This is a genomic window from Sporosarcina highlanderae, from assembly GCF_030433715.1.
Classification (GTDB): Bacteria; Bacillota; Bacilli; order Bacillales_A; family Planococcaceae; genus Sporosarcina; species Sporosarcina highlanderae.
This window is the reverse complement of sequence record NZ_JAROCC010000013.1, coordinates 35,337-57,776: the sequence shown is the minus strand read 5'-3', so window position 1 is coordinate 57,776 and position 22,440 is coordinate 35,337. Positions and strand designations below refer to the sequence as shown.

The following is a 22,440-nucleotide window of genomic DNA, read 5'->3' as shown; positions in this document are numbered from 1 at the left end:
AGCAAATGGAACAAGTCAAAACAATGAAAGAAATACAGGAAGAGGTTCATACTTATATATCAGGTTTTGAAGAGGGCTATTTCCCTCCAATGGAACTGATTGCACGGCTGACCGAAGAGTTAGGGGAACTATCCAGGGAAGTCCAGCATGTATATGGTATGAAGAAGAAAAAAGAAAGTGAAGAGGTCCGTTCTTTAGAGGAAGAGACAGGCGATTTGCTATTTGTCCTCATCTCGTTTGCAAATTCACAAGGAATAGATTTGGAAACAGCATTATCAACCGTCTTGAAGAAGTTTAAAGAACGCGATGCTGACCGCTGGACGAGAAAGGATGAAATTTGATGAAAATTAAAGTAGCGATAGCTGGGGCCCGTGGAAGAATGGGTACGACTGCGATTGAAGCGATTGAAGAAGCAATTGATGCGGAAGTGGTAGCTGCACTTGATTATAAATACGGTGGGTTGCATTTACATAATTCTTCCGTCAATGACGGGAAACATGGGATTCCGATTTATACCTCACTCGCTGATTTGGTGGCGGAGCATCAACCGGCTGTTCTATTAGACGTGACTGATCCGGATGCCGTTTTTAAAAATGTTAAAGAGGCATTGGAGCTTGGCATCCATCCCGTAGTCGGAACATCAGGTCTTACTAAACAGGAGCTCGATGAGATTTCAATGATGGTGGAATCTACGGGAATCGGTGGGATCATCGCGCCGAACTTTTCGATTGGTGCGGTGCTTATGATGAAATTTGCCGCTCAAGCTGCCCGTTATTTAGGTGATGTTGAAATCCTTGAGATGCACCATGATAGAAAATTAGATGCACCTTCAGGGACAGCTGTTAAAACAGCCGAAATGATTAAAGAAAATCGACCACCACATATTCAAGGCCATCCGGAAGAGCAAATCCATCTGGAAGGAGCCCGCGGTGGAGACGTGGAAGGCATGAAAATCCATAGCATCCGACTTCCTGGATTACTTGCACACCAACAAGTGCTTTTAGGGGGAGAAGGAGAATTATTGACGATCCGGCATGATTCATTAAGCCGGAAAAGCTTCATGCCTGGCATCATGATGGCGATCCGTAAAGTTGTCGGCCGAAATGACCTTATTTATGGATTGGAACATATTATCGATTAACTTTTGTATGAGAGGTGATTAAATGAGTAAATTGAAAGTCGGTGTAATTTGTTACCCATCACTTGGAGGCTCAGGTGTTGTTGCTACTGAACTTGGGATGAAAATGGCGGAGAAAGGTCATGAGATGCACTATATCTCTTCTGGAAAACCGTTCCGCTTACTTGACGCACATCCGAATATTCATTTCCACGAAGTGAAAATAGACGGCTATGCAGTATTTAAATATCCACCTTATGACATCGCCCTCGCAAATCGGATTGCGCATGTCATTCAGAAAGAAAACCTTGACTTATTACATGTTCACTACGCAGTACCGCATGCAATTTCAGCTGCGCTCGCCAAAGATATGGCAAAATCGGATATTGGCGTGATTGCAACGTTGCACGGTACAGACGTAACAGTGCTTGGACATGACCCTGCTCTTAAATACACCGTCCGTTATGGAATAGAGAAATCGGATATAACAACAGCTGTCTCCGAATCCCTACGCCGAGATACATTTACGTTGATTGAGCCGGACAAAGAGATATTAACGATTTATAACTTCATCGATGAGGAAAAATACAAGCCAGTCAATCCTGGTTCGCTTAAAAAGGAATTAGGCATCCAAGAAGAAGAAAAGGTCATTATTCATGTATCCAATTTTAGAAGTGTGAAAAGAATAGGGGATATAATAGACAGCTTTAAAATAATCAATCAAACCATCGATTCGAAATTAGTATTAGTTGGTACAGGACCGGAAAAGATTGAAATGATGGAAAAGGCAAGGCGCGAAGGGTTGGAAAAGGAAATCATCTTCACGGGTAAACGTGACGACCTTCCGGAATTATTAGCAATCAGTGACCTTATGTATCTATTGTCGGAGAAAGAGGCTTTCGGTCTTGTCTTGTTGGAAGGCTTTGCATGTGGAGTACCCGCAATCGCAACAAATATTGGTGGCATACCTGAAGTTATTGAGGATGGGGAGAACGGCTTCCTCGTTGAATTGGGTGACGTTAAAACTGCTGCAGAGAAAGCAATTGGGCTACTGCAAAATCCAGTTAAACATAAACTATTCCGGGAAAATGCCTTGCGTACAGTGCATGAAAAATTCGATTCAACGTCCATTGTTAATCAGTACGAGAAACTTTATTACAAAGTGGCGGGATCGAAGGAATGAATGCATTCGGTACAGTTAAAAGTCGAAAAGTCATACAGCAATTGGAGGACGCCGGACATGAAGCAGTCTTTGTCGGCGGTTCTATAAGGGATTATCTATTGGGGAAGAATGCTTCAGACATTGATATTGCAACATCGGCATCTCCAGATGAAGTGAAAAGCGTCTTCCCGCACACGATAGATGTCGGTATTGCTCATGGAACAGTACTTGTTATGATGGATCATGAGCCGATTGAAGTAACGACGTATCGAACAGAAAGTACATATACCGACCATCGAAGACCCGATGAAGTTAGATTCGTCAAATCATTGAAGGAAGACTTACAGCGGCGTGATTTTACTATCAACGCCCTCGCATTAACCCTTGAAGGAGAACTGGTCGATCCGTTCGGGGGAAGGGAAGACCTTGAAAAACGTATGATACGGTCAGTAGGCAATGCAAGCGATCGTTTTGAAGAGGATGCCCTGCGTATGGTGCGTGCTGTACGCTTTTCTTCCGTATTGGGCTTTGAAATTGAGGAAAGCACACTCAAAGCAATCAATGGAAATGCAGAATCGATTCGCCACGTATCAGTAGAACGGATTAAAGTTGAGATGGACAAGTTATGGATGGGGACAGAACCGCAAAAAGCTTTGAGTTATATAGTGGAGTCTAACTTATCAAAGCATCTACCAAAATTTCCGGAAGATGTTCAACTATTATCTGCTTGCGCCCCCTTTACATCTGCTTTGCAAGGTTGGTCTGCTTTACTGCTGAGTGGCCACTTTACTGCTATTGAAATTGCTAATGCCTATAAATTGTCCAATCGGGAAAAGGATTTTTTATCTGCAGTTCAAAAGGCATTCAAAAATAGACAGGCAGGACGATTTACAACAGAACATTATTATCGTTTTGATCTTGAAGTTTTAATTGCAACGGAAAAATTGTGGCAAGCTATTCATCCTTCACTCTTAGGAATTACTGAGGAAGAAATATACGAAAAGCATAAAGAATTGCCAATCAAATCAAGGGACGACCTGAAAGTTGATGGCAGGGACCTTATGGCATGGACCGGGCAAAGAGGTGGAAGATGGCTCGGCGAATGGATGGATAAAATAGAAGAGGCGGTTCTCTATCGAAAATGTCCAAATGACATGGAAAAGATAAAGGAATGGTTTCATAATGAATACGAACGTCAAGAATGAATTACTGAAAAGGCTTTTTGAAGCAGAAGGCCAACCCGTTTCCGGCCAGGAATTTGCGGATGAATACGGCTTATCAAGGACAGCCATTTGGAAATACATTAAAGAATTTGAAGAGGAAGGCTATGAAATCACTTCAATTCGTAAAAGGGGATACGCACTTATTACTTCACCGGATCGGGTAAATTCAGCCAATATCCTAAACCACCTTGAAACATCGGCTTACGGCAGAAGTGTTGACTATTACGAGAGCGTAGAATCCACTCAACCGATAGCGCATGACGCCGCGCAAGCAGGAGTTCCTGACGGGACCCTGATAGTCGCGGAAGAGCAGACCGCAGGCCGGGGAAGACTATACCGACCATGGTCTTCAACTGCACGCAAAGGGATCTGGATGAGTTTGGTCATCCGGCCTACACTAACGCCGCAGCAAGCACCGCAAATGACGTTAGTCGCAGCAGTGGCAATTGTCCGCGCTATCGAAGAAGTCACAGGTATTGAAGCTACAATTAAATGGCCCAATGATATATTGATAAACGGTAAAAAAATGACGGGAATCCTAACCGAATTGCAAGCAGATCCCGATCGTGTAAAGGCAATCATTATCGGGATAGGAATGAACGTCAATCAGGAAGAAGACGATTTTCCAGACGAACTTCAATCGATTGCAACATCGTTGAAAATTGCAACAGGTCAGCACATCGACCGTGCAAAACTCATCACCAGCATCTTAGGGTATTTGGAACAGTATACAAAAATGTATGAAAAACACGGCTTCGGACCGATCAAGCTGTTATGGGAAGGGTATTCTAACACAGCCGGTAAACGGATTCGCGCTGTAATGTTGAACGAAACGATTGAAGGAACGGCATTAGGTATTTCCGATGAAGGTTTGTTGGAACTTCAATTGGATGATGGGTCAGTGAGAGGGATTTATTCGGCGGATATACAGATACAGTAGCAGCAGGCAAGGGAAGACATTGCGTTTTCCTTTGCCTGTTTTTTTGAATGCAAATTCACTTAAAATAGAATATATACAAACATAGCTATATTTGCTATAGTAATGGCGAAGGGCAGTATCAATCGGAACTGCACCTGTAAGAAAAAGGAAACACCCAATTCAATAGCATCTGCCTTGATCTTGCGAAAGACAGGGACGGAGGAAACCATTAGCTAACCAACACAACCCTTCTGTCCATTTTTGGCATGAAGGGTTTTATTTTCGGTTTTCTCCTTTCAATTAAATCGAAAGGGAGTGGGGAAGAATGAAAAGTACAGCTGATTTTAAGAAAATGAAACAAAAAAACGAGAAGGTTGTTATGCTGACTGCCTACGATCATCCATCAGCACAGTTAGCGGAACAAGCCGGGATTGATGTCATCCTTGTGGGGGACTCATTGGGCATGGTTGTATTGGGCTACGATACGACAGCCGCTGTAACAGTCGATGATATGATTCATCATGGGAAAGCGGTAAGAAGGGGAGCGAAAGAGACTTTTGTTGTTGTCGATATGCCCTTCGGTTCTTATCATGGATCCGAGGATCGAACATTGGAAGCCGCAGTTCGTATTTTCCAGGAGACGGGTGCTAACGCCTTGAAATTGGAAGGATCCGGTAAAGTGATTGACACAATTCAACTTTTGACAAGTACAGGAATCCCAGTTGTGGCTCATCTTGGTCTATTGCCTCAGTCTGCTGCAGTTGAAGGCGGTTACAAAGTTCAAGGAAAAACCGCGGCGGCTGCAGAGCAACTTATCCGTGATGCAGTTGCTTGTGAAGCAGCCGGTGCTTGTATGATCGTATTGGAATGCATACCATACCAATTGGGGGAGCAAGTTTCAAAAGCAGTTTCAGTACCGACAATCGGCATCGGAGCTGGGGCAGGAACAGACGGGCAAGTGCTTGTTTTCCATGATACGGTTAAATACGGAAACCATCATATACCGAAATTTGTCGAAACCTATGCCAATGTCGGGGACGATATTCGGGCTGGATTGGAAGAATACGTTTCGGAGGTCAAATCTGGGGCATTCCCATCAGAAGCACATCGCTTTACGATGAAAGAAGATGAACTGGTGGCACTTTACGGAGGATTGCAGGATGCTAAATACTGAAAGAAAAAGCATAATAGTTGTAGAAACGATTGAAGAACTTCAGCAGTTGATCAATAAAAAAGCAGGTAAAACAGTTGGCTTCGTACCGACAATGGGCTTTTTGCATGAAGGACATCTTTCACTTGTAAAACATGCAATAGAGCAAAATGACATTGTTATGATGAGCATCTTTGTGAATCCTGCACAATTTGGACCTGGGGAAGATTTTGAATCCTATCCACGCGACCTTGATAGAGATATTACATTGGCAGAAGAAGCCGGTGTAGATTTCGTATTCATCCCATCCGTGCAAGAAATGTATCCGTTCGACGGTGGGATTCGTATTTTGCCAGGTCCCCAAGCTGACGAACTTTGTGGCGCATCGAGACCAGGGCATTTTGATGGTGTTTTGAAAGTTGTATTAAAGCTTTTTAACATCGTAGACCCTGATCGCTCCTATTTCGGGATGAAAGATGCACAACAGCTTGCTATCATTGAAACGTTTGTCCGTGATTTTAACCTGCGGACAAAAATTGTGCGTGTTCCTATTGTCCGTGAAGACGACGGCCTGGCTAAAAGTTCACGGAACGTAAACTTAACACCTGAAGAGCGCAACCAAGCACCGATTATCCAACAAGCTTTGATAAAAGGCGCCGAGCTCTATTCGAACGGCTTAAAACCTGTGCAAATTGAAAAGGAAGTAGCAAACTTTATTACAGGTGGCAGCGTGGGGGAGATTGACTATGTTAAGTTATTGTCGTACCCAAGCCTTCAGCCAATAACAAGTGAGACCAATGAAGTCATTTTAGCTGTTGCCGTGAAATTCTCAAAGACCAGATTGATAGATAATATTATTATGTAAACAAAGGATGGTCCATATGTTCCGAATGATGATGAATAGTAAATTACACAGAGCAACTGTCACGGAGGCAAACCTCAATTATGTAGGAAGCATCACAATTGACAGTGACCTTTTAGACGCAGCAGGAATGCTGCCAAATGAAAAGGTCCATATCGTCAATAACAACAATGGTGCCCGATTTGAAACATACATCATCGCGGGAGAACGGGGCACTGGCGAAATATGCGTGAACGGTGCAGCAGCAAGATTAGTCCAACCGGGTGATATTGTCATCATCATTTCTTACGTATACGTTTCAAACGAAGAAGCCAAAACCCACCAACCGACAGTCCTCCTAATGGATGAAAAGAATAGTATCAAAGAAGTAATAAAAGAAGCTCCTGGTATAATTGCATAAGAAGTAAGCTAAGAGCTGATGGAATTGTTAACTCAATCTCATCAGCTTTTAGATTTGCGATTTTATTAGTAATAGGAATTTCTGTTGATTGAAGCGAAAGGCGGCGAAATGCAAAGATGTGCTCTCAACGCTTCGCTTTTGTTCGCAAAAGCCGTTCTTCGTGACAGCTTTTCCTGGGGGATAAGCGGGACAGGTAAGACCCCACAGGGAGTGAAGCGAAGCGAAACGGACGAGGAGGCTTACCGCCAGCCCCCCGGAAAGCGTCCGCCTGAAGCGCAAATCAACTGGCCAACGTTTAGTGATAAAACTTTATCACTGAATGAACACCTAATTAAGCAATCCAGTGCCAGAATATGATACAATCTGCTGTAGTATTCGATACAGGAAGTTGATGATTGAATGGATAACCGTACATACGCAGTTGTCGATTTAGAAACAACCGGACACTCTCCTCTAAAAGGTGACCGCGTCATCCAAATCGCAATTGTCTTCATAGAGAATGGGGCCATCTCTCGTAAATATGCCCGTTTTGTTAACCCTGGGCGTGATATCCCTTCATTTATCCAACAATTGACTTCAATTACGGATAAGGAGGTCGCCTCAGCCCCCTCATTTGAACAAATCGCCCAAGAAGTTTCCGATCTACTTCAAGGAACCGTATTTGTCGCACATAATACCGACTTTGACCTGTCATTCCTACAAAGCGAATTCAAACGGTGTAAAGTTCCGACTTGGTCCGGTAAAAAAATTGACACAGTCGAATTATCAAAAATCCTATTCCCATCATCTTCAAGCTACAGATTGCAGGATTTAGCGGAGGATTTGAATATCCCACTTCCAACCGCACACCGAGCAGATGATGATGCGGAGGCAACCGCACACTTACTATTGGCAGCGCTGTCTAAATTGCATTCATTGCCTGAAGAGACATTGAACCTCCTTCACAGGCGATCGTTTTCTTTACGTTCCGATATTTCTTCATTATTTTATGAAGCCTTGAAATCCGTCAGGCAGGATAATAAATCCGTAAAATTACCGCTGTTCAGAGGAATTCCATATCGCGATGTTAAAAAAACAGTTGAATCTGTTGCTCTTCGAACGATGTTTCCTATTCAGGAAGATGAAAAAATCCAGTTATTAGAGAAAGGCTATCCTTCCTTTGAATATAGAAAGCCCCAACTGGAATTCATGGATACAGCTTGGAATGCCTTACAGTCATCCACCGAAGTTATCGCAGAGGTACCGACAGGGATTGGTAAGACCGTGGGTTATTTATTACCAGCAGCAATCCACTCCTTTCAAACGGGTAAACCGGTTGTCATTAGTACATTTACAAACCATTTGGTAGATAAAATCCTTGAAGATGAAGTGCAGCGGATTCGTGACATATTGGATATCGATTGTACTGCGGCCGTTCTGAAAGGAAAGGAGCAGTATATATCGCTTGGTAAGTTTGAAGAACTACTACGTATAACCGATGAGTCATATGATGAGACTTTCACAATCATGCAGATTCTTGTCTGGTTAACAGAGACAGGTACTGGTGATCTAAATGAATTGAATGTTTCTGGTGGCGGACAGCTCTTTATAGATCGTATCCGAAAACGAAATTCCAAAATGTCGGAAGATGAAAAGGTAGCGGACTACCATCAAAAAATGATGGATGCATGCAGTAAAACCAATTTAGTGATTACGAATCATTCCATGCTATTGTCCGATTCACAACGTGAACAGAGAATTCTCCATTCGTATTCAGGCTTAATTATTGATGAAGCTCATCAATTCATTCATACAGCTGTACGCTCTAATGAAATCGTCCTATCCTATATGAATTGGAAATATGTCATTGGCCAAATAGGGTCTGACGCAGAGGGCCAGCTTCTGCATAAAATAATAAAGCTACACAATCGATTCAGTAATTTTGGTCAGCAAATCGTTAATCAGCTTGCCTACTCATATGATCAATTTACCAGTGTTTTTGACAAAGTTGCTTTTCTATTGTCCAGCCATCGACCTAAAACCCGCGGTGGACAACACGGAAACCGGGTAGTATTTGCACTTGCTGAAGTAAGGGATGAACCGATTTTTGCAAGAGTAGCTGAAAAAATGTCTGATTATATAGAGTCAGTCCAAACCATCCAAACACAATTAGAGGTCCATAAACCAAAAATGTCGAAGAAGGAAGAAGCACTTCTTGCAGAATGGGAATATTGGCTAAGGGAATTGAAGATTAAAGCAGGAGAATGGGTCGAAATATTTTTAGATGATAGCAATGAGAATTTCACAGTATGGATTGAAAAAGACAAACGGAGCCTGCCAGGCAGTCTGAATATCGTAAAAAGCCCTATTGATGCATCCGTTTTGATAAAGGAATTCACAACACGGATGAATCAGGAGAAAATCGGTATAGTATGGACATCAGGTACAATGACAATAAAAAATAATGAACGGTTTGTTGCACAGCAGTTAGGCATATCGGATGGTGTTCCTATTAAATCTTTTGCGGCACCTCGTCAATTTTATGATAAGGCGGCTATATTCATTGTTGACGATATGCCCTCCATTCAACACGTATCACAAAACGACTATATTGAAGCCGTGGCGGATGCGGTCGTACAAACAGTGATTGCGACTGGAGGCAGGTTGTTTGTTTTATTCACTTCTCAAGATATGCTTAGAAAAACTTATGAATTGATCTTAGATAGTGAATTACTAAGTGAATATGCGTTAATTGCACAGGGTGTCAGTTCTGGCAGCCGGTTAAAGCTGTTGAAATCGTTTCGCCAATTTGATAAATCGGTTTTATTTGGTACGAATAGTTTTTGGGAAGGTGTCGATGTCCCTGGCGAGGCCTTGTCCGCCGTGATTATTGTACGACTACCTTTCACTTCGCCTGACGAGATGATATTCAAGGCACGTGCAGAAAAGTTGAATGCCATTGGTGTAAACCCTTTTACTGATTTAGCGTTGCCAGAAGCGATTTTACGTTTCCGTCAAGGGTTTGGAAGGTTGATCCGTTCGTCGGAAGATAGAGGTTTTTTCATCATTTTAGATAGGCGAATTGAAACGAAGTCTTATGGAAAGAGCTTTTTGAATGCTTTGCCTTCGGTTCCCATCAAGAACGTGTCACTTGAACATATGGTGAAGAGCCTCGAAGATTGTTATAATGAATAGGAATCCAAAAGAAAGCGGGATGGGGAAGTTTTGGAATTTGTTTTTTCGTATATAGGAAATGATGCAATATGATGAATTGGGTTAAATTCATCGTAGCGTTCCTTCTTTTCTTAACACTTTTCATCACCGTCATTGTTTTATATAATGCGAATAAACCTTTTTCTTCCGTTCAGAATAAGGCAGAAACAATTGCCATGAAAAACGGGAGTCTGCAATCAGTTGACCATGCGGAGATTTATAACGGGACTATTTCGATGATAACCGTATACGGTAAAGATGCGGACGGAATTAAAAAGGCGGTATTCGTTGATGAAAAAACGGAAAAAGTACTTGATGAAGTGGTATTAAAAGACGGAATTGATGCGCAAACAGCAGTTGAAACCGTCAAATCCGAACTTCAAATGAAGAAGATTCTGCATGTAGCCTTAGGTTTGGAAGAAGGTCACCCTGTATGGGAAGTCGCATTTAAAAGTGAAAACGGCAAGCTGAATTATGTATATGTATTCTTTGAGAATGGCGAATGGTGGAAACGTATTTTAAATTTATAATAACTTGTCCATTCATCGGAAAAAGATACAAGGGGGAACAATCCAATGACAAAGAAATTAGCTGTTAGGGTGAATACATTATCTCCATCATCGACTTTGGCCATCACTGCGAAAGCAAAAGAAATGAAGGAATCAGGGATTGATGTAATTGGCCTCGGGGCCGGTGAACCTGATTATAATACTCCTGCAAACATACTTGACGCAGCCTATGACTCCATGAAGGAAGGTAAGACAAAATACACTCCTTCTGGCGGTTTATTAGCTTTGAAGGATGCTGTTATAGCAAAACTGAAAAAAGACCAGCATTTGGATTACACACGTCAGGAGATAATGATTGGCATTGGAGCAAAGCATGTACTTTATACGCTGTTCCAAGTACTATTAGATCCGGGTGATGAGGTTATCATTCCAACACCTTACTGGGTTAGTTACCCAGAGCAGGTCAAATTGGCAGGCGGTGTTCCTGTATTTGTGAAGAGTTCCCCTGAAACACAATTCAAGGTCACTGCAGAGCAGATAAGTGCAGCAGTCTCACCAAAAACGAAAGCGATCATTATAAATTCTCCGGGTAATCCAACCGGGATGATTTATTCCGATGAAGAACTTCGTCAAATCGCGATTGTTTGTAAAGAAAAGGATATTTGGATCATTTCGGACGAAATCTATGAAAAACTTATCTATGGCGGCGAGAGACATGTATCGATTGCACAGCTTTCAGAAGATGCAAAGGAAAGAACCTTCATTATCAATGGGGTATCGAAATCCCACTCGATGACTGGTTGGAGAATCGGTTACATTGCCGGTAATCGGGAAGTCGTCAGTGCAATGACCAACTTAGCAAGCCACTCAACGTCGAATCCGACAACAACTTCGCAATATGCGGCGATAGAGGCCTATAATGGACCTCAGGATACCGTTGAGGTTATGAGAAAAGACTTCGAATTGAGACTTGACCGTATTTATCCTCAACTTAAGGCCATCCCCGGCTTCAAGGTTATCAAGCCTCAAGGTGCTTTCTATTTGCTACCTGAAGTTTCTGAAGCAGCTGAAAAGACAGGATTTTCTTCGGTTGATGATTTTGCTTCCGCATTATTGACTGAAGCAAAAGTGGCGGTCATCCCGGGTTCGGGCTTCGGCTCGCCTGAAACAATCCGATTATCTTATGCAACATCTATTGACTTGTTAGAAGAAGCAGTAAAACGGATTCATTCATATGTAGAAACGAATTGGAAAGAATAATAGTAGATATTGACGGAGGTACTTATGAAAACAATTATGATTCACGAAATGCCCGATCACGTGGGGGAAACTGTTCGCATCGGTGCATGGTTATCGAACAAACGATCAAGCGGAAAAATCGCATTCCTTCAACTTCGTGACGGCTCTGGCTTTGTTCAAGGAGTAGTTGTAAAAGAAGTTGTAGGGGAAGAGGTTTTTTCCAAGGCTAAATCCCTCCATCAGGAGTCATCTCTTTATGTCACGGCTGAAGTGACGGAAGATGAACGTTCTTCCTTTGGCGTTGAATTGCAAGTGAAGGATGTTGAAATTATCAATGACGCTGTAGATTATCCAATTACGCCAAAGGAACATGGAACTGAATTCCTAATGGATCACAGACATTTATGGCTTCGTTCACGCAAGCAACATGCAGTTATGAAAATTCGTGATGAAATCATCCGTTCAACTTATGAATTTTTCCATATGAATGGCTTTGTGAAAATTGATCCACCGATTTTGACTGGATCTTCACCTGAAGGAACGACGGAATTATTCCATACAAAATACTTTGATGAAGACGCTTATTTATCACAATCCGGTCAGCTCTATATGGAAGCCGCAGCAATGGCTCTTGGTAAGGTATTTTCATTCGGACCAACATTCCGTGCGGAAAAATCAAAAACACGCCGCCATTTGATTGAATTCTGGATGATTGAACCTGAAATGGCATTCGTGCAACACGAGGAAAGCTTGGAAATCCAAGAGCAGTATGTGTCGCATATCGTCCAATCCGTATTGCAAAACTGCCCATTGGAACTAGAAAGGCTTGGCAGGGATTTGTCGAAGCTTGAAAAAATCCAAGCGCCATTCCCTCGTATCACTTATGATGATGCAATTAAGTTCCTGCACGAAAAAGGGTTTGACGATATTGAATGGGGCGATGATTTCGGTGCTCCGCATGAAACAGCGATTGCTGAAAACTTCGATATGCCAGTTTTCATCACTCATTATCCGAAAGATATTAAATCGTTCTATATGCAGCCGCATCCGGATCGCGACGATGTTGTCCTTTGCGCTGATTTGATCGCTCCGGAAGGCTATGGGGAAATCATCGGCGGTTCTGAGCGTATTTATGATTATGAATTGATGAAGCAACGTATTCAAGACCATAATTTAGATGAAGCCGCATACGAATGGTATTTGGATCTTTGTAAATATGGTGCAGTTCCACACTCCGGCTTCGGGTTAGGTTTAGAGCGGACAGTCGCTTGGATTTCAGGAGTGGAGCATGTCAGAGAGACAATCCCATTCCCACGTCTGTTAAATCGTTTGTACCCTTAATTGATAAGATATATATAGTGAGGTGTTCGGAATGCAAGACGAAGAACGGCTCCGAATTTGGATTGAGCAGGGAAATCTAACCATTTCCCAGCTCTTTTTTCAGCATTATAAAGCTTTGGATATAAAAGATTTGGATGCAATGTTAATCATGCATATGCTTGCATTTCAATCGAATGGTTCACAGTTTCCAACGCCGTTGGAACTTGCCGGAAGAATGCATTTGAATGTCAATCAAGTATCAGAAATACTACAGCGGCTCATGCAACGAGGGTTACTAGAAATCAAGCAAGACCAAGATTCCAATGGAGTTCTTTATGAACAAATTTCCATGCATTCATTATGGGATAGACTTGTAACTATTGCTCTTGCCGAAAAGAATAACGTTGAAGAGGAAATATCTCAGAATGACGAAGGAGAAATTTTCACGTTGTTTGAACAAGAATTTGGACGACTGCTATCCCCGATGGAATGTGAAACAATCACTATGTGGTTGGATGAGGATGGTCATACCACTCAAATTATTAGGGCTGCATTAAAAGAAGCAGTACTCGCCCAAAAACTAAGTTTACGGTACATTGATAGAATTCTATTCGAGTGGAAGAAGAAGAATATAAAAACATTGTCTGATGTAGAAAAGCAATCCAAAACATTCAGGACGGCAATTGTACGTCCTGCACAAAAACAAGATAGTAGCGTTAAGAAGGTGCCATTTTATAATTGGTTGGAAGAACGGGAATAGGTGATGGGACATGTTGACAAAGAAAGAATGGGAAATCTGCCTTGAAGAAATCGGCAAAATGTTTCCTGATGCACATTGTGAATTAGTGCATGATAATCCTTTTGAGCTTCTTGTTGCAACTTTACTTTCCGCACAATGCACGGATGTTCTTGTGAATCGGGTAACAGCTGACTTATTTCGTAAATATAAAACACCGGAAGACTATCTATCGGTTGAGATTGAAGAATTGCAAAATGATATCCGCTCAATCGGTTTATACAGAAATAAAGCGAAAAATATTCAAGCATTAAGTGCTATCCTTATTGATCTATTCAATGGGGAAGTTCCTGCTGATCGTGATTTACTGACCACTTTCCCCGGTGTAGGAAGAAAAACAGCAAATGTTGTAGTTTCAAATGCATTTGGGGTTCCTGCTATGGCTGTTGACACGCATGTGGAGCGAGTCGCAAAACGGCTTGGCATGAATCGTTGGAAAGACTCTCCACTTATGGTGGAAGAAAAAATCATGCGTTGGACTCCTATGGAAAAATGGACTGATACACATCATCAAATTATCTTTTTTGGAAGATATCACTGCAAAGCGCAAAACCCTGCCTGTCCGGAATGTCCACTTTTACCTTTGTGTAGGGAAGGGAAGAAACGGATGAAAAAACTTGCCTAATTCCAAAACGAGAGAACGTGAAATGTTAAATTTATATTGGAATAACTGGATTTGGTTGAATGAAAAAATTGCGACTGCATTTAAACAAAGGGATTCAAAAGTAGAGAATCTGATGGAGTTGGCAGTTGATAACTATACTGAAATGATAGGTTCATTCGTGAATATTGTGGCTCATGCTATTGATGATCCATCAGAAGTCATTGAACCATTGAATGGAAGGGAACGTTTAGATTTCATCCGTGGGAGGCTGAATAGGGAGTTTGCTTATATTCAATTAGACGCCTTATATACCGAAGCGAATAAAAAAGCTGTTAGCCTATTGGCTAGGAATATGATAAAAAGCCGGTAAAGGATATTGATCCTTTACCGGCTTTGTTTTTTATTGACCGCCACCATCGGTTCCGTCGTCCGGTTTGCCGTCATCTCCGGAACCTGTATCATCTCCGGCATTTCCAGAGTCGCCGGAGCCTTCATCCGTGGAGTTATCTGAACCGCTATTGTTGCCATTGTTTCCGTTATTTCCTTTGTTTCCATTGTCACCCTTGTTTCCATTGTTATTCTTGTCATTATCGTTTCCGTTATTCTTATTTTCTCCATCATCTTCATTGCCTTTATCTCCATCTTCATTGTCGAATCCTGGTTCCTTTTTCCCCTCAATCATTACTGAAGTGGATGCAGGACTACTTTCAATGTCTCCAGCGATTGCTTTAACATAGAAGACGTAAGTACGACCTAATTCAACATTGGAGAATGTCACTGTTTGATCGGTAGTCGTAGTCATTGTTTGTGCTTCGCTACCGTCTACTGCAACAGAAACTTCAAACTGTACTGGTCCAAGAAGGAGTTCAGTATCTGGACCATTATGAGTCCAGTTAAGTATTACTGAATTTGATTCATTGTCGTAATCCGCCGATAATCCGGATGGTGCATCCAACTCAGTTAGGATTTCCTTATCCATCTCTGTTGGAACGGTACCGCGAACAAATAGTTCCGTGCTCTTGAGTGCATCTGGCGTTGACTTGCTCGCAAGGATTGTCGGATTTGAACCTTTGACAATTGTCGCCTGTTCCACAGAGCTTGGTTGTTTGAAATGTGGCGTCTTTTTGCCAGCGACAAGATCAGTCATTACTTTTCTGAAAAGTATTTGAGGTACATAGCGACCACGATCGAAAGTTGTAATTGGAGTTGAGGGTTTTTTATAACCTCCCCAAACAGATATTGTGTATTCTGTTGTATATCCGGTGAACCAACTATCCGGAACATCGGTGTTTCTCAAACCAAGTTTCTTTTTCGTATCGGCATCATAGTTTGTCGTGCCTGTCTTTCCAGCCATATCTAAACCGGATACATTTGCTGTTTTTCCAGTCCCTAATGTGACTACATCTCTTAAAATATCCGTAACCATATATGCTGTAGAATCTTTCATGACAGTTACCGGGTCAGGGGAGAGATTTACTTTTGTTTTCCCATCTCTTAAAATTACGTTTTTAACCGCGTGGGGTTTCGTATAGATGCCCCCGTTTCCGAAAGCAGAATATGCGCCTGCCATCTCGATTGTAGAAAACTGGCCTCGTCCACCACCAATTGCAATTACGGATTCCAACTTGTCGTATGAAAGCCCCAATTTGTTAGCAAATTGAGCCGCTCTTTTTGGTCCGACCTCTTCAAAAACTTTTACAGCAGGGATATTCCTTGATTTGTACAATGCTTCTCTTGCCGAAATCGGGCCTAAGAATTTACCGTCAACGTTGCGGAGTGATATATTTGTTCCTTTATATTTATATGGTTCGTCAACGACGGTATGGGCAGTGGACCAGCTTTCATGTTCGATAATTGGACCGTATGAAAGGATTGGTTTGATAATAGAGCCAGGCTGCCTTCGATTATCCCCAGAAGCGAAGTTCAGGTTTCGACCAGTAAAGTTACGACCGCCACCGATTGCAACAATTTCACCTGTTTTTGTATCCAAAACAGTCATCCCTGCTTGCATTTCATCAGATTCGTAAATATCTGAATTGATAGCTCTTTCAACTGCTTGCTGTGCTTTTGGGTCAAGCGCAGTTTGGATTGTGACACCTTCAGATAGAAGATCCATCATTCCGGCAGCTTCAAGTTCGTCTAAAACGATATCCACATAAGCAAGATATTGAGAATTTGTATTCTCATCTCGTTGATCTTCTGGAACCAGTGTCTGAGTAACAGGAATAGCTTTTGCTTCTTCCATTTGTTCTTTTGTTATTTTTTTATGTTTGTACATCAATGTCAGAACTGTGTTACGACGTTTTTCTGCTCGTTCAGGATTTTTGAACGGGTTATATCCATTTGGCGATTGTGGTAAGCCGGCTAACATTGCCATTTCATGAAGTTCAAGTTCATCTAACTTCTTTCCATAGAAATATTCTGCGGCAGTACCAATACCATGAATCCTGCCAGACATTAGGATTTTATTGAAGTACATTTCAAAAATATCTTCTTTTTCATATTCTCTTTCCAATTTGAAAGCAAGCCATGCTTCTTGTGCTTTTCGTTTTAAAGTTTTCTCATCGGTCAGGAAGGAGTTCTTAATGACTTGTTGAGTCAATGTTGATGCTCCTTGCGAACCGAATCCGCTTTTAAAGTTGGCTAACACAGCTCCGCCTAGTCTCCAAAAATCCATGCCATGATGTTTGTAGAAACGTACATCCTCTGTAGCAAGAATTGCATTTTCCAACTCTTTCGGTATTTCGTTGTATGGTACGAACTCGCGCTTTTCGGCACCTAATTTCATGAAAACATCTCCATTACGATCGGCGATATTGCTTGTAAGGGGATCTTTCAATAAGCTTTCATCTAAATCGGGTGCACTGCTTGCATAAAATGCGAAGAGTCCTAAACCACCGACAAACACCGCAAGTCCGATAGCAACTATGGCTAAAATAATTTTCTTGATGATATTTCCATTTTTCTTCGGCTTTTTATTTTTTCCGCGTTTGCGTTCCGCTTCCATTTGTTGACGGCGGGCTGCACGGGAATTAATTTTATCACTCATAGTTTTTCCTGCCTTTCAATCAATTCGTTTTAATAGTATTTTGGAGTTTTTCCAATGCCGATAGGTAGTCAAGCCTTGGATTATATCCTGCGCTTATTTCTATGGACATCTCTTCAATTTCAGAGAGTGTTATAGATTTTCTGCCGCCTTCTATCATTCTTTCCCATTTTTTTTCGAAGTACTCATACGGAACGATAAAATAACGATCTAAAACGGTGAATTTCACCAAAAGAAATGCAATGCCATTTTGCTCTGACACTTTCCTCATATGCTCTACTTGGTGTTCATGAATATTTTGCAAAGGGAATGAAGTGCGATTTTTAGTTTCTTTAGCTTCAAAGTCAATGTATTTACCGTTCCACACTCCGTTATAATCTGTCGTTGAAGGAGATCTGAAATAAGCTTCAGTAATGACGGCAGCACTACGGGCGGGATATTTCACATGTACGACCTGGATTGGGACGGGTTTTTTATGGATGACAGCTATATTGTTGGACAAATAATATTCATTGGTATCGTTCAATTCATCTTCAAGCGTTTTCCCCCTGTTGCTGAACGAAGGATTCGACCTTTTTCCACTTTCCAACTGCTGAGCCGGAATATATTTTTTCCCATTCGGATAACGTATCGTCAAAGCTACCACCTCGTATCACTATCATACCATAATGATTGGACGGATTATCCTTCTAAAAGTTCCACGTTAACATCAATTCCAAAGGAATATACGTTCGTTTAACTTGGTGTGTCCGTGAAATTTTGATAGACTAAAGGAAAGAATCCGGGAAGGAAGAGATCACTTGAATCTAATTGAGAAAACAGAACGGCTCCTTTCTGTATGTGAAGAATGTCTACCAAGACTGTTAGCCATGCGTGAAATGGAACGGGAGCCTGATTTTTTTAATGAAGTGAAGCCATATGCAGATACAAACCATAAATTAGTTGATGAATGGACAGATGAAATGAGGACATATATACGCACTGAAAAACCGAAATATGTCCATATCCATCAAATTGAATCATTAAACGAATCGATGAAACAATTCATCGTGCAATCCTTTTATGCAAAAACGGGAAAGAAGCGATTCGTTCTTTCCATTAATTCTGCTACTTACACGCTTAAAACCGTATTGGAGGCGCTACAATTGGAGAGGGGCGACATTGAATGAAGCAGGGAAGTGTCCGGGAAGTAGTCGATCATCTCTTAGCGAATCCTGAATTATCGCCAAACATTAGCCACTATCAAAAAATCCCGGGAAAATCCGCAATATACGCCCCCTTTCCCTCGCGTCTTCATCCTTCAATAGTAAGGGCGCTTAAGGAGAAAGGAATCGAAAAGCTTTACAGCCATCAACGTTTAGCATTTGATCATGCCACTTCAGGAAATTCGATAACCGCGGTGACGCCGACTGCTTCAGGGAAATCTTTATGCTATCATTTGCCGGTCCTGCAAAGCATTTTGGAAGATGATTCATCACGTGCGCTTTATTTATTTCCGACAAAAGCGTTGGCGCAGGATCAGTTAGCGGATTTACATGGACTTATTGAGTCAAGCGGAGAAAATATCCTGAGTTACACGTATGACGGAGATACGGCACCAGGGTTAAGGACGAAAGTTCGTAAGTCCGGCCATATCGTTCTGACGAATCCGGATATGCTTCACTCCGGAATTTTACCGCATCATACGAAATGGGTATCACTCTTCGAAAACCTGAAGTACATCATCATTGATGAATTACATACGTATAAAGGGGTATTCGGCAGTCATGTTGCACATGTATTAAGAAGGTTGAAGCGAATTTGCAATTACTACGGCTGCAACCCGACTTTCATCTGTACATCCGCAACGATTGCCAATCCTCAAGAGTTGGCTGAAACATTGACGGGTACGGAAATGGAACTTATCTCGAACAACGGTGCTCCGGCTGGAGTGAAGCACTTTGTTTTCTATAACCCGCCAGTCGTCCATAAAACATTCGGGATTCGTAGAAGTGCCATTCTTGAAGTTAGAGATCTCGCTTCGTTCCTATATAGGGAAAGCATCCAAACAATCATCTTTGCGAAAAGCAGGGTGCGGGTGGAGATGCTCGTTACTTATATGAAGGAATTAACAAAGAAAAAACTATTCGATGAAACAATCATGGGCTACAGGGGCGGTTACTTACCATCGGAACGAAGGAAAATTGAAAAACGTTTACGTGAAGGGGAAATCCGAACAGTTGTCAGTACAAATGCGCTTGAATTAGGCATTGATATTGGACAACTTCAGGCTTGCATCATGACCGGTTACCCAGGAAACATCGCAAGTGCTTTTCAGCAAGCCGGAAGGGCAGGGAGAAGGCAAGATGATGCTTTAATCATTTATGTCGCCCAGTCAATGGCACTTGACCAATACATTATTCAACATCCTGATTATCTTTTAGGACAAACACCAGAAGAAGCTCGGATCCATCCGGATAATATGCTTATTCTTATGGATCACTTGAAATGCGCTTCCTTCGAATTGCCGTTTACCATGACGGAAACATACGGCGAATTCGAAGTCCAAGAACTACTTGCATTTTTAGAGAGCGAAGGCGTTCTCGTAAAAACATCCGATAAATGGCATTGGATGACAGACCGATTCCCTGCAAGTGAAATCAGCCTACGTTCTGCGTCCCAAGAAAATGTCGTCATCATCGACAAAACGATTCCGAAGGGGACAGTTGTAATAGGGGAGATGGATCGCTATAGTGCAATGACCCTTTTGCATGAAGAAGCGATTTATATCCATCAAGGTAAGCAATATCAAGTGGAGATGTTAGATTGGGAAGAGAAGAAGGCATATGTAACGGAAGTGGATGTCGATTACTATACGGATGCGAACTTGGCGGTGGAATTGAAGGTCATCAACGAGGATGAAAGAGAGCAATTAGGCGAAGCGACTACCGCTTTCGGCGATATTGCGGTGTTGGCCATCCCGACGATATTCAAAAAGATCCGCTTTGATACGCATGATAATATCGGTTCTGGTCCTATTACTCTACCAGCAGAAGAATTGCATACCTCTTCTACTTGGTATACATTCGACACGCCGGAAGGATGGAAGGAATCCGATTTGACTGACGCACTGACTGGGGCTGCATATGCGATTCAATCGTTCATCCCGTTATTTGTCCGTTGTGATCGAACGGATATCCATGTAGTGCCGCAAGTAAAGGCTATCCACACAGGTAAACCGACAATCTTCATCTACGATAGCTATCCAGGCGGAATCGGGTTAAGCGAAAAGCTGTATGGCAGGTGGAAAGAGCTGATCGACAGAACGGCAAAACATGTTGCAGGCTGCGTCTGTGAAAATGGCTGCCCGGTCTGTATCGGTGCTCAGGAAGAAGGCGTAAAAACAGCCAAACGGCAAGTTAGTACGTTGCTACGGGAATTAGCGTAATAAATAGAGGGGTTGAAGCATTGTTATCATGGCTTCGACCCCTCTTTTTTTGATTGAAAAATTGCATAGAATGGATCCGTTAGCAACAAGCCATTAAATACTACACCCCTCAATTCTATTCTATGTTACTATATCCATAACTATATAAATAGAAGGGGGGAGCGGGATGTCATATGAAGCCAAGTTGATGCAGATGAAGAAGCTTCTAAAGAAAAAACCTGCTGAACCATCGAATGAAAAGCTGGTGGAACCGAAACGAAAAAGACCACCTTCTCCACCCTATGAAGAAAACTGGCTCGCGGCTGGCCTCACAAAAGAGGAAAACGAGTATGGAATTGTCTACAAACGCGTAGTTGATTACGGACCGAATCATTTTCATGGAAAGCATAAACTATCAGGTTTATTGGGTACTGTGGAAAGTTGGCGAGAAGCAAATGAAGTTCATCCACTCTCCCCTGATTTATCACGCCCCCTTGTTTTCTTCGATACTGAAACAACAGGGCTAAAGGGAGCGGGAACACTCATTTTCCTATTAGGCTTTATCGAATACACTGAAACGAATTTCACGTTAACCCAATATGTATTACCTGGACCTGATCACGAGGCTGCTTTCCTTTACGCATCGAATTTCTGGAAAACCCCGATGTCGGTCGTCATGTATAATGGAAAAAGCTTCGATATGCCGCAAGTGGAGACGAGATGGACGATGAACCGAGATATCCTGCCCCCTTTACTGAAGCATACCGAAATCGATCTGCTGCATGGCTCGAAACGGATCTGGAAAAATGAAATGGATACATTCAAACTTACCGCCGTCGAAGAAGAACAGTTAGGTTTCTTCCGCGATGGGGATATCCCCGGATATATGGCCCCAATCATTTATCAAGATGCAGTTAAAAACGGACGTGCTGAAATGCTGATGAAAGTCCTTGTGCATAATGAATGGGATATCCTTTCACTTGTTACATTATATATCCGTTCCACCAATCTTCTTCTTGAAGAACAACAATCAGCTTCGGCGAATTCCAAAACAAATATCGGGAAATGGTATAGGGATTTAAAATCCTTTGACCGAAGTAAAAAGGTACTTGGAGACGTCATCGCCGAATTTGGAGCGGAAGAACCTATGGCTCATTTCCATATAGGTTTCATCCTTAAAAAGGAGAATCGCCATACCGAAGCGATCAATTCATTCGAAATTGCTGCTGATGGTTTGGACGGTAGAGAAAGTATTATAGCTTTGGAGGAATTAGCGAAGCTGTACGAGCATAAAGTGAAAGAGCCGGAAATGGCACTCCAATATACAAAGAAGGCGATTGAGCTATTAAATAATAATCCCGATATTCCTGAACGTTTCAAAAAACGGATGGGGAGTGATTTTGCGAATAGGGAAATAAGGTTACGAAGGAAGCTATTTCCCGGGTAAGCGCACCAACCGACAAAATCCGTCTTCTAACGCTGAAAATAAAAGACA

At 42.0% G+C, this 22,440-nt stretch carries 21 protein-coding genes; 19 read left to right on the top strand and 2 right to left on the bottom strand.

The features are described 5' to 3' along the window. Positions 1-5: 5 nt before the first annotated feature. The 16 genes from P5G49_RS14785 (at position 6) to P5G49_RS14710 (ending at position 14,863) form a co-directional block, all read left to right on the top strand. Positions 6-341, top strand: coding sequence for a nucleotide pyrophosphohydrolase (locus P5G49_RS14785; RefSeq protein WP_301244976.1), 336 nt, complete (start codon positions 6-8; stop codon positions 339-341). Beyond that, complete coding sequence (dapB, locus tag P5G49_RS14780) at positions 341-1,141, top strand: 4-hydroxy-tetrahydrodipicolinate reductase (protein WP_301244974.1); 801 nt, start codon at positions 341-343, stop codon at positions 1,139-1,141. The genes P5G49_RS14785 and dapB overlap by 1 nt, the downstream gene beginning before the upstream one ends. 22 nt (positions 1,142-1,163) lie before the next feature. Continuing rightward, on the top strand, positions 1,164-2,300 hold the full coding sequence (gene bshA, locus P5G49_RS14775) for an N-acetyl-alpha-D-glucosaminyl L-malate synthase BshA (RefSeq protein ID WP_301244972.1): 1,137 nt from the start codon (positions 1,164-1,166) through the stop codon (positions 2,298-2,300). Then, a complete protein-coding gene (locus P5G49_RS14770; protein ID WP_301244970.1) occupies positions 2,297-3,484 on the top strand; it encodes a CCA tRNA nucleotidyltransferase in 1,188 nt (395 codons plus the stop codon). Before bshA ends, P5G49_RS14770 begins: the two co-directional genes overlap by 4 nt. Continuing rightward, the gene (locus P5G49_RS14765; protein ID WP_301244967.1) at positions 3,462-4,442 is read left to right on the top strand and encodes a biotin--[acetyl-CoA-carboxylase] ligase; all 981 of its coding nucleotides are present in this window, start codon (positions 3,462-3,464) and stop codon (positions 4,440-4,442) included. The genes P5G49_RS14770 and P5G49_RS14765 overlap by 23 nt, the downstream gene beginning before the upstream one ends. Positions 4,443-4,746: 304 nt before the next feature. Further along, positions 4,747-5,595, top strand: coding sequence for a 3-methyl-2-oxobutanoate hydroxymethyltransferase (gene panB / locus P5G49_RS14760; protein ID WP_301244966.1), 849 nt, complete (start codon positions 4,747-4,749; stop codon positions 5,593-5,595). After that, entirely contained in the window at positions 5,582-6,436 is an 855-nt protein-coding gene (panC, locus tag P5G49_RS14755; protein WP_435877222.1) for a pantoate--beta-alanine ligase, read from the top strand. The genes panB and panC overlap by 14 nt, the downstream gene beginning before the upstream one ends. 16 nt (positions 6,437-6,452) lie before the next feature. Continuing rightward, the gene (gene panD, locus P5G49_RS14750) at positions 6,453-6,833 is read left to right on the top strand and encodes an aspartate 1-decarboxylase (RefSeq protein WP_301244965.1); all 381 of its coding nucleotides are present in this window, start codon (positions 6,453-6,455) and stop codon (positions 6,831-6,833) included. 84 nt (positions 6,834-6,917) lie between these two features. Continuing rightward, positions 6,918-7,190, top strand: a complete 273-nt coding sequence (locus tag P5G49_RS14745) for a hypothetical protein (protein ID WP_301244964.1) — start codon at positions 6,918-6,920, stop codon at positions 7,188-7,190. 42 nt (positions 7,191-7,232) lie between these two features. After that, on the top strand, positions 7,233-10,007 hold the full coding sequence (gene dinG / locus P5G49_RS14740) for an ATP-dependent DNA helicase DinG (RefSeq protein WP_301244963.1): 2,775 nt from the start codon (positions 7,233-7,235) through the stop codon (positions 10,005-10,007). A gap of 68 nt (positions 10,008-10,075) precedes the next feature. Continuing rightward, positions 10,076-10,555: a cell wall elongation regulator TseB-like domain-containing protein gene (locus tag P5G49_RS14735; protein WP_301244961.1), complete on the top strand. Its 480-nt coding sequence runs from the start codon at positions 10,076-10,078 to the stop codon at positions 10,553-10,555. A 45-nt stretch (positions 10,556-10,600) separates the two neighbouring features. Beyond that, positions 10,601-11,794, top strand: a complete 1,194-nt coding sequence (locus tag P5G49_RS14730; RefSeq protein WP_301244960.1) for a pyridoxal phosphate-dependent aminotransferase — start codon at positions 10,601-10,603, stop codon at positions 11,792-11,794. Between the two features lie 24 nt (positions 11,795-11,818). After that, the gene (gene asnS / locus P5G49_RS14725) at positions 11,819-13,114 is read left to right on the top strand and encodes an asparagine--tRNA ligase (RefSeq protein WP_301244959.1); all 1,296 of its coding nucleotides are present in this window, start codon (positions 11,819-11,821) and stop codon (positions 13,112-13,114) included. Between the two features lie 31 nt (positions 13,115-13,145). Next, entirely contained in the window at positions 13,146-13,853 is a 708-nt protein-coding gene (locus P5G49_RS14720; protein ID WP_301244958.1) for a DnaD domain-containing protein, read from the top strand. A gap of 10 nt (positions 13,854-13,863) precedes the next feature. Continuing rightward, positions 13,864-14,514: an endonuclease III gene (nth, locus tag P5G49_RS14715; protein WP_301244956.1), complete on the top strand. Its 651-nt coding sequence runs from the start codon at positions 13,864-13,866 to the stop codon at positions 14,512-14,514. A gap of 22 nt (positions 14,515-14,536) precedes the next feature. After that, positions 14,537-14,863 (top strand): YpoC family protein, encoded by a 327-nt coding sequence (locus P5G49_RS14710; RefSeq protein ID WP_301244954.1) that lies wholly within the window; start codon positions 14,537-14,539, stop codon positions 14,861-14,863. Between the two features lie 30 nt (positions 14,864-14,893). Here the strand turns inward: P5G49_RS14710 and P5G49_RS14705 are convergent, their stop codons facing one another. Then, complete coding sequence (locus tag P5G49_RS14705; protein WP_301244952.1) at positions 14,894-17,542, bottom strand: transglycosylase domain-containing protein; 2,649 nt, start codon at positions 17,540-17,542, stop codon at positions 14,894-14,896. Between the two features lie 19 nt (positions 17,543-17,561). Further along, positions 17,562-18,176 (bottom strand): Holliday junction resolvase RecU, encoded by a 615-nt coding sequence (recU, locus tag P5G49_RS14700; RefSeq protein WP_301244950.1) that lies wholly within the window; start codon positions 18,174-18,176, stop codon positions 17,562-17,564. A 163-nt stretch (positions 18,177-18,339) separates the two neighbouring features. Between recU and P5G49_RS14695 the strand changes: the two genes are divergently transcribed. From P5G49_RS14695 to P5G49_RS14685, 3 genes are all read left to right on the top strand, one after another. Continuing rightward, positions 18,340-18,708 (top strand): YppE family protein, encoded by a 369-nt coding sequence (locus P5G49_RS14695; RefSeq protein ID WP_301244948.1) that lies wholly within the window; start codon positions 18,340-18,342, stop codon positions 18,706-18,708. Then, the gene (locus tag P5G49_RS14690) at positions 18,705-20,966 is read left to right on the top strand and encodes a DEAD/DEAH box helicase (protein WP_301244946.1); all 2,262 of its coding nucleotides are present in this window, start codon (positions 18,705-18,707) and stop codon (positions 20,964-20,966) included. Before P5G49_RS14695 ends, P5G49_RS14690 begins: the two co-directional genes overlap by 4 nt. A gap of 166 nt (positions 20,967-21,132) precedes the next feature. Continuing rightward, complete coding sequence (locus P5G49_RS14685; protein WP_301244944.1) at positions 21,133-22,392, top strand: ribonuclease H-like domain-containing protein; 1,260 nt, start codon at positions 21,133-21,135, stop codon at positions 22,390-22,392. The last annotated feature ends 48 nt before the right edge of the window (positions 22,393-22,440 follow it).

Bases quoted from the DNA above. Each gene is read 5' to 3' on its own strand.
- dinG (WP_301244963.1), top strand. From the start codon at position 7,233: ATGGATAACCGTACATACGCAGTTGTCGATTTAGAAACAACCGGACAC.
- P5G49_RS14705 (WP_301244952.1), bottom strand. From the start codon at position 17,542: ATGAGTGATAAAATTAATTCCCGTGCAGCCCGCCGTCAACAAATGGAA.
- P5G49_RS14735 (WP_301244961.1), top strand. From the start codon at position 10,076: ATGATGAATTGGGTTAAATTCATCGTAGCGTTCCTTCTTTTCTTAACA.
- P5G49_RS14785 (WP_301244976.1), top strand. From the start codon at position 6: ATGGAACAAGTCAAAACAATGAAAGAAATACAGGAAGAGGTTCATACT.
- P5G49_RS14710 (WP_301244954.1), top strand. From the start codon at position 14,537: ATGTTAAATTTATATTGGAATAACTGGATTTGGTTGAATGAAAAAATT.
- P5G49_RS14685 (WP_301244944.1), top strand. From the start codon at position 21,133: ATGTCATATGAAGCCAAGTTGATGCAGATGAAGAAGCTTCTAAAGAAA.
- panB (WP_301244966.1), top strand. From the start codon at position 4,747: ATGAAAAGTACAGCTGATTTTAAGAAAATGAAACAAAAAAACGAGAAG.
- asnS (WP_301244959.1), top strand. From the start codon at position 11,819: ATGAAAACAATTATGATTCACGAAATGCCCGATCACGTGGGGGAAACT.
- panD (WP_301244965.1), top strand. From the start codon at position 6,453: ATGTTCCGAATGATGATGAATAGTAAATTACACAGAGCAACTGTCACG.
- nth (WP_301244956.1), top strand. From the start codon at position 13,864: ATGTTGACAAAGAAAGAATGGGAAATCTGCCTTGAAGAAATCGGCAAA.
- panC (WP_435877222.1), top strand. From the start codon at position 5,582: ATGCTAAATACTGAAAGAAAAAGCATAATAGTTGTAGAAACGATTGAA.
- P5G49_RS14730 (WP_301244960.1), top strand. From the start codon at position 10,601: ATGACAAAGAAATTAGCTGTTAGGGTGAATACATTATCTCCATCATCG.
- P5G49_RS14770 (WP_301244970.1), top strand. From the start codon at position 2,297: ATGAATGCATTCGGTACAGTTAAAAGTCGAAAAGTCATACAGCAATTG.
- P5G49_RS14765 (WP_301244967.1), top strand. From the start codon at position 3,462: ATGAATACGAACGTCAAGAATGAATTACTGAAAAGGCTTTTTGAAGCA.
- dapB (WP_301244974.1), top strand. From the start codon at position 341: ATGAAAATTAAAGTAGCGATAGCTGGGGCCCGTGGAAGAATGGGTACG.
- bshA (WP_301244972.1), top strand. From the start codon at position 1,164: ATGAGTAAATTGAAAGTCGGTGTAATTTGTTACCCATCACTTGGAGGC.
- P5G49_RS14690 (WP_301244946.1), top strand. From the start codon at position 18,705: ATGAAGCAGGGAAGTGTCCGGGAAGTAGTCGATCATCTCTTAGCGAAT.
- P5G49_RS14720 (WP_301244958.1), top strand. From the start codon at position 13,146: ATGCAAGACGAAGAACGGCTCCGAATTTGGATTGAGCAGGGAAATCTA.